At 41.3% G+C, this 17,388-nt stretch carries 21 protein-coding genes; 16 read left to right on the top strand and 5 right to left on the bottom strand.

The genetic code is table 11. The features are described from left to right. Together G596_RS22225 and G596_RS0113710 are read left to right on the top strand one after the other, a co-directional pair. Nucleotides 1-225 (top strand): transposase (locus G596_RS22225; protein WP_022762408.1); only part of this gene is annotated, 225 nt, incomplete at its 5' end. A 79-nt stretch (nt 226-304) separates the two neighbouring features. Then, on the top strand, nt 305-814 hold the full coding sequence (locus G596_RS0113710) for a hypothetical protein (protein WP_022762407.1): 510 nt from the start codon (nt 305-307) through the stop codon (nt 812-814). Between the two features lie 17 nt (nt 815-831). On the opposite strand, the gene G596_RS0113705 is transcribed toward G596_RS0113710, so the two are convergent. Next, complete coding sequence (locus G596_RS0113705) at nt 832-1,077, bottom strand: hypothetical protein (RefSeq protein ID WP_196805228.1); 246 nt, start codon at nt 1,075-1,077, stop codon at nt 832-834. Between the two features lie 318 nt (nt 1,078-1,395). Here G596_RS0113705 and G596_RS0113700 point away from each other — a divergent pair, with 318 nt between their 5' ends. Then, on the top strand, nt 1,396-2,517 hold the full coding sequence (locus tag G596_RS0113700) for a fibronectin type III domain-containing protein (protein ID WP_022762405.1): 1,122 nt from the start codon (nt 1,396-1,398) through the stop codon (nt 2,515-2,517). Nucleotides 2,518-2,612: 95 nt separating this feature from the next. Here the strand turns inward: G596_RS0113700 and G596_RS0113695 are convergent, their stop codons facing one another. Continuing rightward, nucleotides 2,613-2,966 (bottom strand): hypothetical protein, encoded by a 354-nt coding sequence (locus tag G596_RS0113695; RefSeq protein ID WP_022762404.1) that lies wholly within the window; start codon nt 2,964-2,966, stop codon nt 2,613-2,615. A gap of 234 nt (nt 2,967-3,200) precedes the next feature. Between G596_RS0113695 and G596_RS0113690 the strand changes: the two genes are divergently transcribed. Continuing rightward, a complete protein-coding gene (locus tag G596_RS0113690) occupies nt 3,201-3,503 on the top strand; it encodes a hypothetical protein (RefSeq protein WP_022762403.1) in 303 nt (100 codons plus the stop codon). A 112-nt stretch (nt 3,504-3,615) separates the two neighbouring features. Further along, nucleotides 3,616-5,334: a hypothetical protein gene (locus tag G596_RS0113685; RefSeq protein ID WP_022762402.1), complete on the top strand. Its 1,719-nt coding sequence runs from the start codon at nt 3,616-3,618 to the stop codon at nt 5,332-5,334. 37 nt (nt 5,335-5,371) lie between these two features. On the opposite strand, the gene G596_RS24940 is transcribed toward G596_RS0113685, so the two are convergent. The 3 genes from G596_RS24940 to G596_RS0113670 form a co-directional block, all read right to left on the bottom strand. Then, on the bottom strand, nt 5,372-5,539 hold the full coding sequence (locus G596_RS24940) for a hypothetical protein (protein WP_155829286.1): 168 nt from the start codon (nt 5,537-5,539) through the stop codon (nt 5,372-5,374). Between the two features lie 281 nt (nt 5,540-5,820). Continuing rightward, complete coding sequence (locus G596_RS0113675; RefSeq protein ID WP_022762400.1) at nt 5,821-6,675, bottom strand: patatin-like phospholipase family protein; 855 nt, start codon at nt 6,673-6,675, stop codon at nt 5,821-5,823. Nucleotides 6,676-6,795: 120 nt separating this feature from the next. Further along, nucleotides 6,796-8,385: a hypothetical protein gene (locus G596_RS0113670; protein ID WP_022762399.1), complete on the bottom strand. Its 1,590-nt coding sequence runs from the start codon at nt 8,383-8,385 to the stop codon at nt 6,796-6,798. A 178-nt stretch (nt 8,386-8,563) separates the two neighbouring features. Here G596_RS0113670 and G596_RS0113665 point away from each other — a divergent pair, with 178 nt between their 5' ends. The 11 genes from G596_RS0113665 to G596_RS0113615 all read left to right on the top strand — a co-directional run bounded on the left by G596_RS0113665 (nt 8,564) and on the right by G596_RS0113615 (nt 17,327). Then, the gene (locus G596_RS0113665) at nt 8,564-9,919 is read left to right on the top strand and encodes a hypothetical protein (protein ID WP_022762398.1); all 1,356 of its coding nucleotides are present in this window, start codon (nt 8,564-8,566) and stop codon (nt 9,917-9,919) included. Between the two features lie 155 nt (nt 9,920-10,074). Continuing rightward, a complete protein-coding gene (locus G596_RS0113660; protein ID WP_022762397.1) occupies nt 10,075-10,302 on the top strand; it encodes a hypothetical protein in 228 nt (75 codons plus the stop codon). Nucleotides 10,303-10,479: 177 nt separating this feature from the next. Further along, the gene (locus G596_RS0113655; protein WP_022762396.1) at nt 10,480-10,986 is read left to right on the top strand and encodes a DUF2798 domain-containing protein; all 507 of its coding nucleotides are present in this window, start codon (nt 10,480-10,482) and stop codon (nt 10,984-10,986) included. A gap of 75 nt (nt 10,987-11,061) precedes the next feature. Further along, nucleotides 11,062-11,475, top strand: coding sequence for a DUF5684 domain-containing protein (locus tag G596_RS22220; RefSeq protein ID WP_022762395.1), 414 nt, complete (start codon nt 11,062-11,064; stop codon nt 11,473-11,475). A gap of 471 nt (nt 11,476-11,946) precedes the next feature. After that, a complete protein-coding gene (locus G596_RS25880) occupies nt 11,947-13,401 on the top strand; it encodes an HsmA family protein (protein WP_022762394.1) in 1,455 nt (484 codons plus the stop codon). A gap of 61 nt (nt 13,402-13,462) precedes the next feature. Then, nucleotides 13,463-13,921, top strand: a complete 459-nt coding sequence (locus tag G596_RS0113640; protein ID WP_081646747.1) for a nitrilase-related carbon-nitrogen hydrolase — start codon at nt 13,463-13,465, stop codon at nt 13,919-13,921. Between the two features lie 184 nt (nt 13,922-14,105). Then, on the top strand, nt 14,106-14,702 hold the full coding sequence (locus G596_RS0113635; protein ID WP_022762392.1) for a TetR/AcrR family transcriptional regulator: 597 nt from the start codon (nt 14,106-14,108) through the stop codon (nt 14,700-14,702). A 16-nt stretch (nt 14,703-14,718) separates the two neighbouring features. Then, on the top strand, nt 14,719-15,270 hold the full coding sequence (locus G596_RS0113630) for a flavodoxin domain-containing protein (protein ID WP_022762391.1): 552 nt from the start codon (nt 14,719-14,721) through the stop codon (nt 15,268-15,270). 45 nt (nt 15,271-15,315) lie between these two features. Continuing rightward, a complete protein-coding gene (locus tag G596_RS0113625) occupies nt 15,316-16,020 on the top strand; it encodes a TraX family protein (protein WP_022762390.1) in 705 nt (234 codons plus the stop codon). Between the two features lie 49 nt (nt 16,021-16,069). Beyond that, on the top strand, nt 16,070-16,525 hold the full coding sequence (locus G596_RS0113620) for a GNAT family N-acetyltransferase (protein ID WP_022762389.1): 456 nt from the start codon (nt 16,070-16,072) through the stop codon (nt 16,523-16,525). Nucleotides 16,526-16,592: 67 nt separating this feature from the next. Further along, entirely contained in the window at nt 16,593-17,327 is a 735-nt protein-coding gene (locus tag G596_RS0113615; RefSeq protein ID WP_022762388.1) for a MerR family transcriptional regulator, read from the top strand. Nucleotides 17,328-17,388 lie beyond the last annotated feature (61 nt).

Below are 17,388 nucleotides of genomic sequence, written 5' to 3'. Positions count from 1 at the left end.
AACACCTTAAAGTCCCAGCTCTCTAAAGAAGTCAGGATCAAATACCGTGAACATATAGAAAAATTTCTGTGGGGAGATGCTCTTTTCTGGAGTAGGAGTTATTTTTGCGCCACAACCGGATCCGTTTCACTTGAGACAGTGAAAAAATATATAGAAAGCCAGCGCACGGATGACCACAAAAGAAAATATGAAAAGACAGGACGATATATTAAAGCAAAACGCTGAGGGCCAGCGATTCATCCCCCACCGACTATGTCGGAAGGAGTTTTCTCGCTGATACATCATAATAAAGTAGAGAGATGAGATGAACAAGATTTGGGATATATTACACGACAAAAAAACTGTTGTATTTTTGGATATCGATGGGGTTCTTACGAGTTATTCATATGGGGAATATCATGCCCATCACGAACTAGACTTCACACCGGAGTTTCGTGACATAAACATATATGCGGACTGCAAGAGGCTTGAGCCCATATACAGATATATCCAGCAGCATGGTACAGACAAGATATTCTGCATATCAAGGGAGCCGCACGGACATGAAGCGTGGAAATCAGAAATGGTCCGGAAGTTATATGGAATCCCCATTGACCATTGTTACTATACGCTTGATGCTTCTGAAAAGCCAAAGATTGTAAAGAGTGTTGTCAAAAAGCTGTTTCCTGATATAGATCCAAGATCCGTTGTCTGTATGGATGATAATGACGAAACATTGGGAATGTACATGAAGGAAACGCCGTTTTGCACGGCACATCCTATGATATTTATGGAGCATTTGCTTCCGGACTCTCAGGGCTTTTCTTTGCGGTGACAGGTATGGCGTCACCCTCAGAAGAAGCTATACAAAAAGGGATTCCGGGAATATGGATTATTGCGTCCGGAATTTTCCTGTATGCTCTTTTGCTGCTTTTGACCAGAACAATATTTCACAGGCAAGTCACATCTGAGCTTTTTATCATTGTGGGATGGTCTGTACTTGAGGCAGCCCTGTGCAACTATATGTACACCCTTGGGCGTTTTTTCTGCAAAAGAGGCGATTATCTGCGCGGCAGTCATTTTGCTGGTGTCAATCATAAGCCTCATATGTTACATCCTCTACTACGAGCTTTCGTACGTTAAAGGTTATATAGATGGATGCATACCACTTGTGCTCTGCATGATTGTGATGATCATCTTGAATTTGAGAATAATGAGATGGCAGACTGGCATTCATTCTTCATCATATACATATAACAACTGATAAAATAATATGACCCAGCTTAGTATATTTTATTATATTTTAAGCTGGGTTTTATTTGTTTTTTACCGGTAAGAGTGATAATTATCGTAGGTTTTAATTGTGTGAAACCTATCAGGCACCTTTGGTTAGTTTTAGGAAGGAGATTAATGTCTATGAAGCAGGTTATAAGGAAAATTGGATGCTCTTTACTGGCCTTTGCCCTGACTTTCATGTCAATGTCAGGCCTTATGGCGGGAAGTGTAGTAAAAGCTCAGGTAACGGTTGATAACACTAATTGTGTAATTATTTCGGATGGTACCCCGACTGATGGTAGTGGTACCCATAGTGCACAATGTTTTGATCCATCCTACGATGGTGTTTTGTATATAACACCGGGTACAACCTATGACAGCATAACACTGACGGCACCGGGAACACTTACCATCAAAAATATGAATACCCTTAAGAAAACCAGCACTCCTTTTTCTAATGTGAGTTTTTGGGGAAACAATTTTGCATATGTATTTGAAGGCACTAACTATATTCAGGAACTTACAGTTGATGGTGCTTCTACTATAAAACTGGCAGCCGGAGCAAGTTTGAAGTGTGATACACTTCAAATTGTATCAACCGCAGCCCTGACACTCGGAGAAAACACAAGCTCTACCAAAAATATCCCTTCTGCTGGAGGAGATGTCAGTGCTATCGAATTCACCAGCACACAAAGTCAACCTGAGCCACAGCCTGTTACCCGCACAATTACATTTGATGCGAACGGTGGAACCGGAACAATGGATGCTGTAACCGTAACTGACGGAAGTCAATACACACTTCCAGAAAACAAGTTTACTCCTCCCACTAATAAAGAATTTGATAAGTGGGATAAAGGTGCTGCAGGTGCAGTTATAACAATAACAGAAGATACAACGATAAAAGCACTTTGGAAGGACAAAGCTGACGATGCTGCAGTTGATAAGGTAGATGAAAAGATAGACAAAAGCCAGAAAAACGCAAAACTTTCAAAACCAAAGGCAGGAAAGAAGTCCATTACCATAAAGTGGAAAAAGCAAACTGCAAAGGGAATCAAGGGCTATGAAATCCAGTACAGTACAGATAAGGATTTCAAGACTAATGTCAAGAAAGTGACTATAACAAAGGTCAAGACAGAGACTAAGACGATCAAGAAACTTAAGTCCGGAAAGAAATATTATGTTCGTATAAGAACATTCAAAAAAATATCAGGCGAAAAGGTATATTCCGATTGGAGCACTCCTAAGAGCGTTAAAGTTAAATAGCGTTCATCTGATATTCACCTAAAGTAAAAGCATGAGTCCCTCAAATACGAGGGACTCATTTAATGTAAAAAAGTGTGTATTAAATATGTGAAATCCTATTTTTCATCAAGTGCATTCAGGATTCCGTAGTTAACACATGTAGCTACGATTGTTCCAACTATAACAGCAAGGATGGCTTTGATATTTTGGCTTATTATTGCGGCAGTCAGAGTTACAATAAATAAAGCCAATTTCATGATTAAAAAGATTTTGCTTTTGAGATTTTCTCGCTTTTGTTTCTCAGCTTCAAGCTCCAAGTCCGGTGTAAGTTCTTTTTCTTCCACCGCATATTGAAGTTCTTCCTCATCCCAGTTGTTTCTGGGATCTTTTTTTGAGATTATTGCAGCAGCTAGAAATAATGGGCCAAAGAGTACAGCCATTGCCAGTAGAGTAATAAAAAATGATTCCATGATTTCCCCAAAATCCTTTCAGAATATAGTTTTTCCCTCAAAAAATTAGTATACGTGTAGCCTTGCTTATTTACAATTAAAAATACTTCTCGATATTAGCAAAATAGCGGCTGTTTTTTCCTCTTTGTGGATATATATTCTGAGCATGGATTCAAATATACTTTAAACATCAGATGAACTGATATGAAAAAACAAATTGTTGCAGGCGAAAGCCTAGACGAGGAGGACACTGTTATGTATAAGAATTCAAAGCTTTTTGCAGTAATTAGTTATATCACATGGATCGGTTTTGTTGTATCATTCCTTTTGCGTGATAAAAATGATACGCTTGTAAGAAGACATCTTAATCAGGCACTTATCATTAACCTTATTGGTACGGTTGGAACAATCCTTACAAGGGCAGGTGGAATCTTGGCAACCGGTGGTAGCATCCTTGGAATCGCATGCTTTGTTCTTTCTATTATGGGAATTGTTAGAGCTTTCAATATGAGCGAAGAACCTCTTCCTTATATCGGAGAGTACACATTATTTAACTGATAGATGCGCATTCGGGGCGGTGTGTTACCTCACACCGTCCTTTTTTATGGATTGATTGAGGCGCAATAGTACAATAATATCGATATATGAAAAGTTTTGTGGGGAAAATATTATGTATAGAAAAAAATTAAAATCACTTGCGGGTATAGCTTTGTTCATGCTATCAGCATTAATTTTCACCGGATCTGCAAAAGTAAACGCTGCCGGAATGCAGGAGAAGAATATTGAAAAAGCGATCCCGGGTAACGGGAAGCACTTTGTCCAATATAACGGACACATTTATTTCAGAATTCCAAGCGAAGATGCAATGAAATTATCAGCAATTTGGGGCGATTATGAAGATATCGAGGAAGATAGTACAGGGTCTATCGTAGCTATGGATACTGATACATTGGAGACTGAAATTCTCTTCGAAGATATGTCACGAGGACCTATCGTTATATCCGGGGACCGTATGATTCTAAGTACAAATCAAACCAGCGGGAATGATAACGTTTACTCGGTCGCATTTGACGGATCTGATTCAGAAGACCTTCCCGGAACGTATATATATGGTACGCAGCCTTCAGGAAAATATTTTGTTACGGGTGGTTTTGGCTCTAAAGATCATAAATTGCATTTTTATATCTGTGATGAAGATGGTGATTATAAAGAAGCCGTTTCTTCGAATAGACTATATGATTATGCAGGATTGGGCGAATCACAGCTGTTTTGTGTGACAAGGGAAGATGAAGATTCCGGAAGCCTCTCAGGATTCGACTTAGTGACAGGTGAAGAAACAGTTTACGGAAAACTTCCCGAGGTTTTGGAAAAGCAAACTGCCTCCTGCGTCGTAAGACGCATTGGGGAAGAAAACGGATATATTTACTTGCGGCTATCCGCTTATAAAGGTTCCACAAATATCTATGCCGGTTCAAAATATGTACGAGTAAAGTGCGGCGAAGCAGACAGCCTCGAAGAAGTCACTCCTTCAGGAACTGCCTCAAATAATGAGCGCTTTGCGTCTCCAGTAATGGTAAAAAACGGAGAGCTTATTTACGTTGAAGGAACACCAAATACGGCAGCGCTTGATGCTGAAGGATATGTCGGTTTTTATGATGAAGATGGGATATTTACAAAAGTAGCTTCCGGCTATGAAACGGCCTCTGATGATGAAACAGATACAAGAATGGCGGCCGGAGTAATTGAAGCCGTTGATGGTTATATATATGTTATTCAGAACAAAGAGTGCAGGGTTCCGGAAGATGATGATAAGCTGCGATATGCATATAAGAGATTGGAAACGTGGTTTATTCGTATTGATGAAAAAACCGGCGAGAGTGAAACAATCTATCACTGTGTAAACCCTGAAGTTAATGAATCAGATAGTGATCATAGTGAAGAGACTGAGAAAAAAGATATTTCCGATAGGGATCCTCTCGAAGGTCTCGTAAGAGAGGATATTCTTAAAAGATTTCGCAAATCCAATCCGTACAGGACCGGAAATGGTACCGCGGAAGAGGCACGAAGACTCGGATTTTGGGTGAAGGATTCCATTAAAGTCCAAATGCCTGAACGTCTGAAAGAACACGGCGAAGAAATAGGTCAAAAGTATGAGTTCTATTTTGGGACAGATATAGGGAATAATTTAGAAAACAATTTTCCCCATATTTATGAGGCTTATTTTACGCTGAAGGATTATATCTACAATGGCGGAAATGTAGAATTTTACAACAGTCTTATTGAATCTAATGCATATTTAGGGGATGGAAAAACGGAAACCATCTATCAAATGTATAAAGACTTGCAAAAATTCATCACGGAATGCAATAACGTTATAAGGAGAAAGTAAAAACCATTAAAGGAGCACATTTTCCTTCACATAACGATTAGATTTTATGGCTATAACCGCTCCAATCATTGATTTCGGTAGCTTCCGCTATTATTTCCGGTGTAGATGCCGGAGCACATGCATATGCCAGAAGGGTTGCTGCGCTTGCTACAATTATTATTGATGCCATGCATCCTGCGATAATTATTGCTAAAGTGTTTTTCATAGTCATTTCTGCCTCCTCATAATGCTGTGTGGCTTGTTGTTTTTGTTTTGATGAGATTATGTTATCACTCGAATAATCACAGAAATATCACAGCGAAAAGATTGTGCACTATAGCTTAATACAGGGGTTGTTCTGGGGAAGCTTTGCAGCATTATTTGGTTTTTCCAGTGTTTATAAATGTCCCGGGAATGCTCCTGGTATCAGGAATCACGGCGCTAATTGGTGCTATGATTGTGTGTGCATTCTCTGAAAAGGGCAGAAGCAACGTAAATTAGAAGTGCTTAGAAAGCATTCCCTTTTAACCATGTATCTTTTGAAAGGAGCTTATTAGCAGCATCTCTGCCGGCATTGTAAACCCGGTCAAGTTCCTGCGGATCTTTCTCGAGAGGCTTTATATTGAGCGGCTCCTTCGGCCTTATCACCAGAACCTTTCCTTCTTTTTCGCGCTCACGTACATACTTTTTCTCTTCGTTGTACATGATATATCTGTTCTCGATTGCCTCAATGAATTTAGGATAATGTCTGTATACGCGCTTTATGAGCCACATGAAATCCTGCTTTTTCTTTACATATTCATAGGGCTGTGTCTCCACTACAAGTATGTGGTCAAAACCCTGATCTTCCATGAACTTAAGCGGGATGGAGTCGGCAGTTCCTCCATCGAGATACTTTTTACCATCTATCTCTACAATTCTCGAAGCGAGAGGCATAGAAGCAGAGGCCTGGATCCATCTGATATCTTCGGTAAGTCCGTCATAACACTTGTGATATGCGGCCTCACCGGTTTCTACGTCTGTTGCAACCACATAGAATTCCATCGGATTTTCCGTGAAGGTCTTATCATCCCACAGATCCAGCTTAAAGGGCAGTTCATTGTAGCAAAAATCGACTCCGAAAAGATCTCCGGTTTTTATCCAGGACGAAATGCTCTTATAGCGCTTATCTGCCGCATATTTCTTGTTGTATCGTAAAGGTCTGCCTATCTGTTTGGACTTTATATTGCAGCCAAAAGTGGCACCGGCGGATACTCCGATACCTCCGTCAAAGTTTATTCCATTTTCCAAAAGAACATCTATAACACCGCATGTAAAGAGCCCTCTGAGAGCCCCGCCCTCCATCACAATCCCGGTTTTCATGATTTTTCCGCACCTCGTCTTGTTTTTGGTGAATCAACATTCATAGTAGCATATCAACAAAGCCGGTTTCAATAAAAACAGCCCAGCCCTTATAATAGGCTGAGCTGTTGTCAGTTTCCTTTAGTTAACCGCTGTTCCGTTTACATACAATGTGTAGCCATTGCTTACTATGTTGGAAACATCTCCGTCAAAGGAAGTGATGTATGTATCTGCTGTGAGAGTCCAGGTGCTGCTATCATCAAGGGTTACACTGACCTCACCTACTTCTGTTGAAACAGTGTCGCCCTTACAGTTTGTAATTTCTCCGCTGATAGTACCTGTAAATTCTGAGCCCTCTGTAAGATTGAGTGTGAGAGTGGAATTGTCACCTACGAGGATCGTTCCTTCAAGGGTCTGATTTTCTGCATTTAAAATCGCAACATTGCCAGCTCCGCTCCATCCGTCATCGCAGACAGAGAGCAGGATGTTTTCGGAATCCTTATTGGTTATCTTTACATTGTTTAAGTTGATCACAGCGTTAGTGTTTGTCACATGGAAAACGTGACCATTTTCACTTGTAAGGCTGCCGCCTGTCATATCAAAAGTTGAAGTTCCGCTGTCTGCATCACCTGACATAGACTGATAAATCATGATTGAGTCATAAAATGTGGCATTGCTGTTAGTCTGTGTGTTATTTGCTGTCATATCGCAGTTTTCGAGGGTGATAGAGTTCATTCCCTCAATACATACCGCCTCTGACAGATTGGAAACAAGTGTTGCGTTGGAAACAGTAATGTCGGCTGTTGAGTAGATTGAGGGTGAACCGAGACCGTTAGTTGTATAGGTTCCGCCATCAACAGTAACTGTTCCACCGCCGCGGTCAGTGCGGATTGCAGCTGATGACTGTCCGCTGGTTTCAACTGTGAGGTTTGAAGCCTTTGTAACTCCGCCACCTGTTGTCATGATACCTCCTGAGCCATTTCCTGTAGTTGTAATTGTTGAATCCGAGATGATAACAGTTGTTCCGTCGCCTTCAGCGCCGTTCTGGCCACCATTTCCACCATATGAAAATACGCCGTTTGCACCATCTGCATCAGATGTTATAGTAGCACCTGTTATTGTTGTAGTAGATCCGTCTTTTACCAGAACAGCTGCGTTAAGTCCATAGAAATTGCAGTTGTCTCCACCGTCAGAATCACCGGTCTTACTAACAGTTGCATCCGAGATGGTCACATCATCGGAGGTCTCAATTAAAAGAGCGCTTTCGTCAGCGGTCGTACTTTCATAGGTTTGACCATCTAGCGAGTCACTGCTTGAGATGGTGGTAGCTCCTGAGTAATCTATGTCAGCACTGCTCATTCCGCCGCCTCCAAATCCGCCTCCGGGCGCTCCATCGGGTTTTTCGCCACTCGGGGGCTCGCCGGGAGCTTCTCCATCGGGCTTCTCACCACTGGGTGGCTCGCCGGGAGCTTCTCCTTCAGGTGCTTCTCCTTCAGGCTTTTCGGGCACTTCACCTTCAGCTTTTTCCGGAGCATCACTCTCAGGTATATCAGATGTGTTCTCATCTATTGTTTCGGTTTCTTCAGTCTGCAACTGTTCTGTCGCTTCAATAGCAATATCTTCCGCAGCTGTGCCGGCAGTCGCCGCGTTCTGTCCGCAAGCGGATAATGTCATACATATAAGTGCTATAGATACGTAAGGAATAAGCTTCTTTACTTCGATTCTTTTCATTGTTTTTCTCCTTGTTTCAAAACGGTGTTTTGTGTTTCTTGACAAGCGTAGAATATCACCCCAACCTAAAACGAGACTTAATACAAAGTGAACAATTTGTGTTTTCGTCGTTCAAAAAAGGGTGTCGATAGGTTATACTTTTTCTCTGTAAGATTTGTTTTATGAAAGTAGAAATACAATGTTTAGGTTTTTAGATGAGCGAATTGAATATGGAAATTGGTTTGAAAAGATGCTTGCTATACTGGCCTATGGTGTTTTTGCTACCGGCTATTTGGTAGCGGCCATTTTTATTACAGGCTGTATCATCATTAAACTGGATGCCCTATTTCCGTCAGAAGATGCAGTAATATACACCGGCATAGTTATTGCAACAAGTATATTCCTGACGCCTTTGCTAATTAGCCTCTATCGTGATTCCCGCCAATTAGACAAACTGACGTCCACATCAACAAAAGATCCTCATATAATATCCGAATACAGCAGAATCCCTCATTTTTCAAAAATGCTCGGAGAGGCCCAATCGGAAGACCTGATTGAAAGAGAGACCTTCAGCAAATATGTGAAAAAAAGCGGCCTTAAATCCCGCTATATAAAGGTAAGCAAAAGTGATAAGTGGGTATGCATTCTTGGCGGCTATTTTCCCACAGACCTTCTGTGTGGATACAACAAGAAACAAAACGAGCTATATACAATCGACGGAATGATAGTTAAGCTTCCGAAAAAAGCAAGACTTCCATTCATTAGCGCTGATATAGAGGCGTATTTTAAAGATAGGGGAGAGTACTACAAATCAGTTCCTCCCAAAGCAGGATTGGAGTTTAACAATGCGCTAAAAACTCCCAGATCAAAGCTGTCCAAAGCGGATTGGGGGAGAGTTCGCTATTTATGGGAAAAGGCCATCGTCAGCAGTAGTCATAACTATTGGCAGAACAACAATAAGAACCAGCGTCTTAAACCTGTTTCCGAAGATGGTAAAGTTAACACAGCCATTTTTAAGAGAGTTTTTTCCGACAAGGAAATAAACCGAACAGCTGAGGCCATCCACCGCAAAGATGTTCCGCTTTCACGATACCTTGATTTCAAGGAATATAAGAACGAATATTGCGTATGTAACGGTGTTGAACTTCTGAGAGTCCTTGGAAATCCTAAGAACACAGAGGGCATCGACTTCCTGTTTGACTGCCTTTGTGATGTTGATGAGGCGTATTTTCCTATGGCTGTGGATGTTTTAAAGAAATATCCGCGCAGTGAAACCACTAAGAAAATAGAAGAGAATGCAAAAATAGCTTATGAGAGCGGTAACGTTCTAAAGCTTGCCGGCGTCATCTATCTTGCAAAAGTACTAGAATACGACAGTGATTATTTGAAGCAGCTAAAAGAACAGCAGGAGCAGAGCGAAGCCGTAAAAGCAGCCGCGGAAAAAGCAGAGAATACGGTCAATACGTTCGACCTTGATGAAAAAGCGCTGTTTGGCAGCGAAGAGGTGCAGGTATTTAACCCGGACGGACCAGGTTCATATGCCATGAAGAAATAATTCCGGAGTGGTCACTATCAGCCCGTTCTTTGAAATCTCGACCTTTTTAAATTCCCTGGGGATTGTAATCAATTTTCCAATCCTTTATAGTAAGCAGTTCATCCTCAGGGATAATAATATGTAATGAGAAAATACCCTCGTGCGGCCTGTTCAATATGTATGACCGCGTATTGGATGAATCCGGTAACGTAAGTGCAATAGGACTTACTTCTGCGAGAAAGAGTGTTATCATCCCGGATACAGTTGTTGCTGACGGCGTTACCATGAATGTCAGCGATATTGCGCCAAGATTCATGAAAGGTAACAAAAAAACCAAATCCGTGACTATCGGAAGCAACGTTACTTCAATCGGAAAAGAAGCTTTCTACAAAGAAAACCTATAAGAAGCTGCTGAAAAAAAGTATTACATGAAAATATTTTTTCTGCTATAATCACTGCTTGTCGAACAAAATTATAGAAGATGTAGAGCTGGTAACATTGGAAACGAAACACCGCAAGGTGCAAACGAACAACACGCCCGAGGTCTTCCCCTGGTTTTAATGAAAGGAGAACCCCCAGGTATGTTACCGCAAAACAAATTTCAGGATGTTATTTTCACTTTATTCATGGCATTTGTCATGGTCTATGCAATGATCTGCTACAATATTTCCCTTAATGTGGGCGGCATGCAGAATTTCATATTCCTTGCAGCTTTTAAAGAGATGCTGATCATGTGGCCCATAGCAGTAGTAGTAGAACTTCTTTTCGTCGGAAAACTCGCCCAAAAGCTTGCATTTAGATTCGTTACTCCTGGTAAAGATCCGATGATCATGATAATCCTTGCCATCTCAGCTATGTCAGTATGTCTGATGTGCCCGCTAATGAGTTTCGTCGCTACAATCCTTTTCAAGGACGCAGGCACTGAATTCGTTGCAGTATGGCTCCAGACCACAGCTATGAACTTCCCCATGGCACTTTGCTGGCAGATATTCTTTGCCGGTCCGCTTGTCCGCAATGTGTTTGGATTCTTTGTGAAAAGATTTGCAGGGAATGGCGGAATGGAAGCAGTCCGTGTGATAAAAATGTGATATATGAACTGATATCATTACCTCAGAAACAACAAATAAACGATGTTAAGCATCCTGACATAGGAGGTAATGGTTATGACAGAGAGCATGGTAGCAATTTTAGGAATCGTTGGAATTGGATTTTTCACACTGCTTATTATAATCGCCAACTGGAGAATATTTAAAAAGGCAGGACTTCCGGGATGGTACAGCATTATTCCGGTTTACAACATATATCTTCAGTACAAGCTTTGTTGGGAAGGATGGATTGGAATAGTATCACTAAGCCTTGGCGTAGTTGTAGCAGTAATGAGTGCCACAGGTGTAAATCCTGTGGTCATTGGAGGACTTACACTATTATCATTCCTCATCCAGACAATATTCTGCTTCAAGCTTGCTAAAGCTTTCGGAAAAGGCTTCTTCATGGGTCTGGTTCTGATGTTTACTGCAGGACTTGGCAGGGTAATCCTTGGATTTGGCAGATCAAGATATGTAGGAAGCATGGCTTGAGAATACTGAACACGGACTAAAAACAACAGCTAAATGGGGTATCCAAATAGCCATAATGGACGTAAAAAACAACAGAATTCAAAACCGCCAGATTTTCGCAACAGAGAATCCGGCGGTTTTTTTATAAACATTCCAAAATGTTGTCTCATCAACATTTTGGAAACAATTAACAGAGATGAGCATGCTTCTGATATAATATTCAGTAATGACAAAAGCGAGTAAATAAATGCATATTTTCAGGACTTTGGTACCCTTTTTTGTCTTGTTTTATCGGTATTTGAAGAGCAAAAGTAAATGAGAATGCCAAACTGACGATTTGGTACCCATGATTTCTCAAAACACGGGTACCAATTTTTTAAAAACCGGTTCTCATTTACAAATAGTCATAGTAAGGCACGAAAAAGTGACCTAAATGGATACCAAAATGCCTAAAAAGCCTTCTCATTTACAAATCTACCGGAGGAACTAATTATGTCACAAACGCTGATAAAAGCGATAATATTCATCACACTTGCACTGGTTCTATACACTGTCGGAGTGTGGTCGGAGAGAATCGGCAAGAAATTAAAACCGATTCATTTATTCTTTTTCTGGGCAGGCTTGTTATGCGACGGAATAGGAACGCATCTTATGACTAAGCTCACATCAACTGCAGATGCAGCAGCTGTCAGCCTTCATGGAATAACAGGCGCTATCGCAATTGTTCTTATGCTGATCCATGCAATATGGGCTACGGTTGTTCTTGTTAAGAAAGATGAAAAGAGCATGCATACATTTCACCGTCTCAGCCTGTTTGTGTGGGTTGTGTGGCTTATTCCCTATATATTGGGAATGGTTATGGGTAATAGTCGGTCCAATAGCGGGCAGGAAGGGGCGAAGTCAAATATGGATATAACACATGTAGAAATCGTTACATCTGTAAGGAAAACAGGACAATATCCAGAAAAATTTGTTATCACAATGTCCGAATCGGCCACCGCATCTTTAAATGCTGCGGATTTCCATATGGAGGGCCATGCTGATAAATGGCAGGATACATCGCTGCATGAATTCGAATGTGATTTTGAAAATGCAGAAGTAGTGGACCGCACTATAACGCTTATTCCGAAAGATTTTCCGGAGAAATTCTTCTATGTAAAGGATTTTACTGTTACCTGCAACTCTGATCCGAATCTCTCATTTACCTACGAGGACGTGCAGAACGTGGTTACTCCTGTCGCAGACAGTTTTACAACCGCAAATATGGAAGATGATGCCAATTTTGAATATCATCTGTTTACTCCGGAAACTACTGAAAATATGCCGATTGTCATTGTTTTCCATGGGTTCGGAGATACCGATAACCTGCTGACATATAGAACAGCGGTGGAATGGGCTGAGCCGGAAAACCAGAAGGTACGTCCCTGCTACGTCCTCGCCCCGGTGATAAAGGATGAACGCTATTATGAGGCTACAACAAGAGGCGCAGCTTTAGATAAAGTAAAAGCCCTCGTTGATACGATGGTATCCGAGGGAAAAGTTGATCCGTCAAGGATATACGTGATGGGCAATTCTTTTGGCGGCCTTTCTACGATCGAGTTCTGTGAGAAATATCCGGATTACGTAGCAGGTGCTATTGCATTATGCCCGGCACTTAACTATGGTCCCGCCGCTTCCACGAACCTGGAAAAAATGAAGGATGTCCCAATATGGTTTGCACAGGCAGAACATGATGGCACAATACCCATTACGGAGAGCAGAAATGCCTATAAGAAGCTTACCGATCTTGGTGCCACGGATGTCCATTTTACGGAATATACCGACGATGAGATGAACGCCGCAGGCGCAGAAGCATCGAACGATTCGACCTATAGCTACCATCATGTGGAACTTGCCGTTATGGAGGATGACGCATACCAGGAATGGCTTTTTGATCACAAACGATAATCTAGTGAAAACCATAAGGAGAAAACTATGAACCTTTCAATCGCGTTTTTGCAGCTCCTTCCTGAAGGAAGCCCCCAAAGAAAACCTGGAAAAAGGAATCGCAGCATGCCGACAAGCGAAGGAAAAAGGTGCAGACATTGCAATTTTTCCCGAAATGTGGAGCTGCGGATACAATTTTCCCCATGATGCAGACAGTATCCGGGAATGCGCCATTTCCTATGATAGCTTGTTTGTGAACCGGTTTTCGGAGCTCGCGGCAGAGCTTGATATGGCCATCGCCACTTGTAATTATCCGGCTCCTCACCCCGATTGCAACGGCCATTCCACCTTGTTTGACGGCGTTGCATATCTTCCGGAGCTTTCCGGCTCACGGGATACCTGCGTGTTCGAAGCTCCTGAGGAAGAGGGCGTGTACGTTGCTGAGCTTGATTTAGATATGCTGCGGGATTATCGCCATCGTGAAGTGTGGGGGCACAAACACAGGCGACCTGAATTATATGGCATAATCGCAGAAGAATAACAACGTTCGCTAATACCGTCTACATCTTGATTTTTTCGCAGTCCTTTTACAGGGCTGCGTATTTTTTTGCGTTTTTAATAAAACGATTAATTGACAGTTAACGAACGTTAGAATATAATTGGTAACGATAGTTAGAAAAACAATCCGTGAAGAAGTCGATAAACAGCGGGGAAAGTGAGACTATATGCCAAGAACAAACGCTAAAGAGCCTTTAATAAAAGCAGCAAGAGATCTGTTTTCTGTGAAAGGATATGATGGAACAAGCGTAGATGAAATAGCAGAATCCATCGGTATAAAGGGGCCGACAATATATAAATATTTCAAGAATAAAGAGGATCTTCTGAAAGCCGTGATAAACACTGCGGAAGATGAATATAAGGAAGGTATGGGGATAAGCAGTAATCTGGCGGATATGATCAATTCCGGAGCGGAACTCAAGGCATACGTTCTGAAAACGCTGCATTTTACCCTGAAAAATGACACCGCCAAAAAGATGCGAAAGCTCATTACGATGGAGCAATATAGAAATTCTACCCTTGCAAAGCAGACTACCATGCATCAACTCACATATCTTCAGGATATTTATACATCAATTTTCCAAAAAATGATGGAGCGCGGGCAGATGGTGAAAGGAGATGCTGCCATAATTGCCCTTGAATTCGTATCGCCCATCACGATTATGGTCCAATTGATTGATAGGGAGCCCAGAAAAAAGAAGGAAGCTCTTCAAACTATTGAAAAGCATATAGATATTTTCTTAGAAAGATACAATTTCAAATGAAATGAGGAGGAGAAATATGAAAACACTTGTTATTTACACATCGCAGACGGGATTTACAAAAAGGTACGCCGAGTGGCTTGCAGACAGAGTAGGCGCGGATCTTCTAGATCTTAAGGACGCGCAGAAAAAGAGTGGAGATTATTTTGATAACTATGATGCAATCTGCTACGGCGGATGGGCTATGGCAGAGAAGATTGTGAAGTCCAAGTGGTTCCTGGAGAAGGCAGTAAATTGGAAAAATAAGTCCCTTGCTATGTTTTGCGTAGGTGGAACACCTAATGGCGATCATATGGTGGATTTGCTTCTTCAGAATGCGCTCACAGACGAACAGAGAGAGTATATCAAGGTATTCTACTGCCAGGGCGGCATGAACTACGAAAAGATGAAGGCTCCGACCAGAATTACAATGAAGATGTTTGTATCTTCTCTTAGGAATAAAAAGGACCTGCCTGAAGATAAAAAGATAATGTTTGACAGGATGGCTACATCCTATGACATATCGGATATCAGGTATATAGAGCCTATCGCGGCCTATCTTAGTGGAATGGACGAGGAAAAAGCTGTTTAAATGTCAGTCAATCGACTAATGTGTGAAAAATACGGGGAGATTTTTATGGAAAAAGGTAAGGGATTGAGAGTCCTTGACGGAACAATGCTTAAGATCATAGCGATGATCAGCATGGTCTTTGATCATGTAGGGGACATGTTTTTACCGGGCGTGATGTGGCCAAGGATGATTGGACGTCTTGCAATGCCGCTTTTTGCATTTTGCATTGCGGAAGGCTACATTCATACAAGAGATAAGAAGAAATATATCCTGAGACTCGGCATTTTTGCTTTGATAAGTGAAATCCCGTTTGATCTTGCCTTTGACGGAAAAATAGGGCTGGGTCACCAAAACATCATGCTGACGTTCTTTTTGTCAGTGCTTGCGCTGAAACTCTTTGACATAATCCGTGGAGAAGTTAAAGAAGATACCGGAAAGTATAATGTAGTAAAAAGTATTTGCGGAACACTTGTTATTATTGCAATAGCCTTTATTGCACTATTAGTCAAAGCAGATTATACAGTTTTTGCTATAATCTCTGTCTTTTTGTTCTATGTATTCAAGAATTCAAAGCATTTTCTCAGAACCGGTGTGGGCGTGGCATTTCTTGCACTCACAAGGACTATGGGATACTACTGTACCACCGGACTCAGTATTATACCTCTGCTTCTTTATAACGGAAAAAGAGGGAAAGGGCTTAAATGGCTATTCTATACCTTTTATCCGGGACATCTACTTATCCTTTATTTGATAAAAATGGCAAAGTTCTGATAATTAGGAGGATCTGTTAAATGAAAAATGTATGGGAGGCGGATGAAAAATGATTGATATAAGAGTTGCAACAAAAAATGATATTGAGAGCATGATGAGCAGTCGCCTTGAAATGCTTAAGGTAGTGAATAATCTGTCAGAAGATTACGAGTTTTCTGATGAAATGATAAATGAAAGTCGTGATTACTTTTTGAATGGCGATCATATTACTGTTCTTGCACTAGATGGAGACATTGTTATTGGCTGTGCATCCATGAGCTTTATCAGGATAATGCCAACATTTTATCATCTAACTGGAAAACGGGCGCACCTTATGAATGTATACACAAGAAACGAATATCGTAGGCAGGGTATTGCTCAAAAGATGGTTGAGCTACTGATCGAGAAAACATGGGAAAGGGGTGCTACCGAAATAAGTCTTGATGCAACCGAATTAGGACGGCCTCTCTATGAAAAAATAGGATTTACCGATTCAACAGAATGCATGGTTTTGACAAAAATCTAAAAAAGGTGTTGACTCTGACGTTACGTTATAGTTTAAGCTATAGTTACACGTGAAGGAGATGAACGCTATGAAGACAGTAAATGAAGTAAGTAAACTGACAGGAGTGAGTATACGCACCTTGCAGTATTACGATCAGATAGGACTCTTAAAACCGGCAGAATATACGGAGTCGGGCTACAGACTGTATGACGATGCAGCTCTGGAAAAATTGCAGCAGATTTTACTGTTCAAGGAGCTGGAGTTTCCGCTTAAGGATATAAAAGACATAATAAACAGATCTGATTTTGACAAAACAAAGGCATTGGAGCAGCAGATCGAGCTCCTGGAGCTTAAGAAGGAGCATATTGAAAATCTGCTTAACCTCTGTAAGTACCTTAAAGTGAGAGGAGTGAGAAAATTGGATTTTACAGCATTTGACAGTAGTAAGCTTGACGAATACGCAAGAAAAGCAAAGGAACAGTGGGGGAAGACTCCGGCATATAAGGAATATGCAGAAAAGAGCAAGAACTGGACAAAAGAATATGAAAGTGGCCTTATGGCTGACTTTACCAAGCTTTTTGAGGAATTCGGAACCATGAAGGAGATGGATCCTGCGTCTAAAGAGGTCCAGAGCCAGGTTAAGAGAGTACAGGATTTCATTACAGAAAATATGTATACCTGCACTAATGATATATTATATGGTCTCGGAACCGGTTATGTAGGCGGCGGAGAACTTACAGAAAACATAGAAAAAATGGGTGGTAAGGGGACTGCCGAGTTTATTTTCCGGGCTATAAAGATTTATTGCGGCAGACCCGACTAAGAGGTATGAAATTCGGAGGGGGTATATGAGAAAAAATACAGTCACCCTGCTGGTTTGGATG

It is taken from the genome of Butyrivibrio sp. AD3002 (assembly GCF_000420905.1).
Lineage (GTDB): Bacteria > Bacillota > Clostridia > Lachnospirales > Lachnospiraceae > Butyrivibrio.
This window is presented reverse-complemented; position numbering and strand designations above follow the sequence as displayed.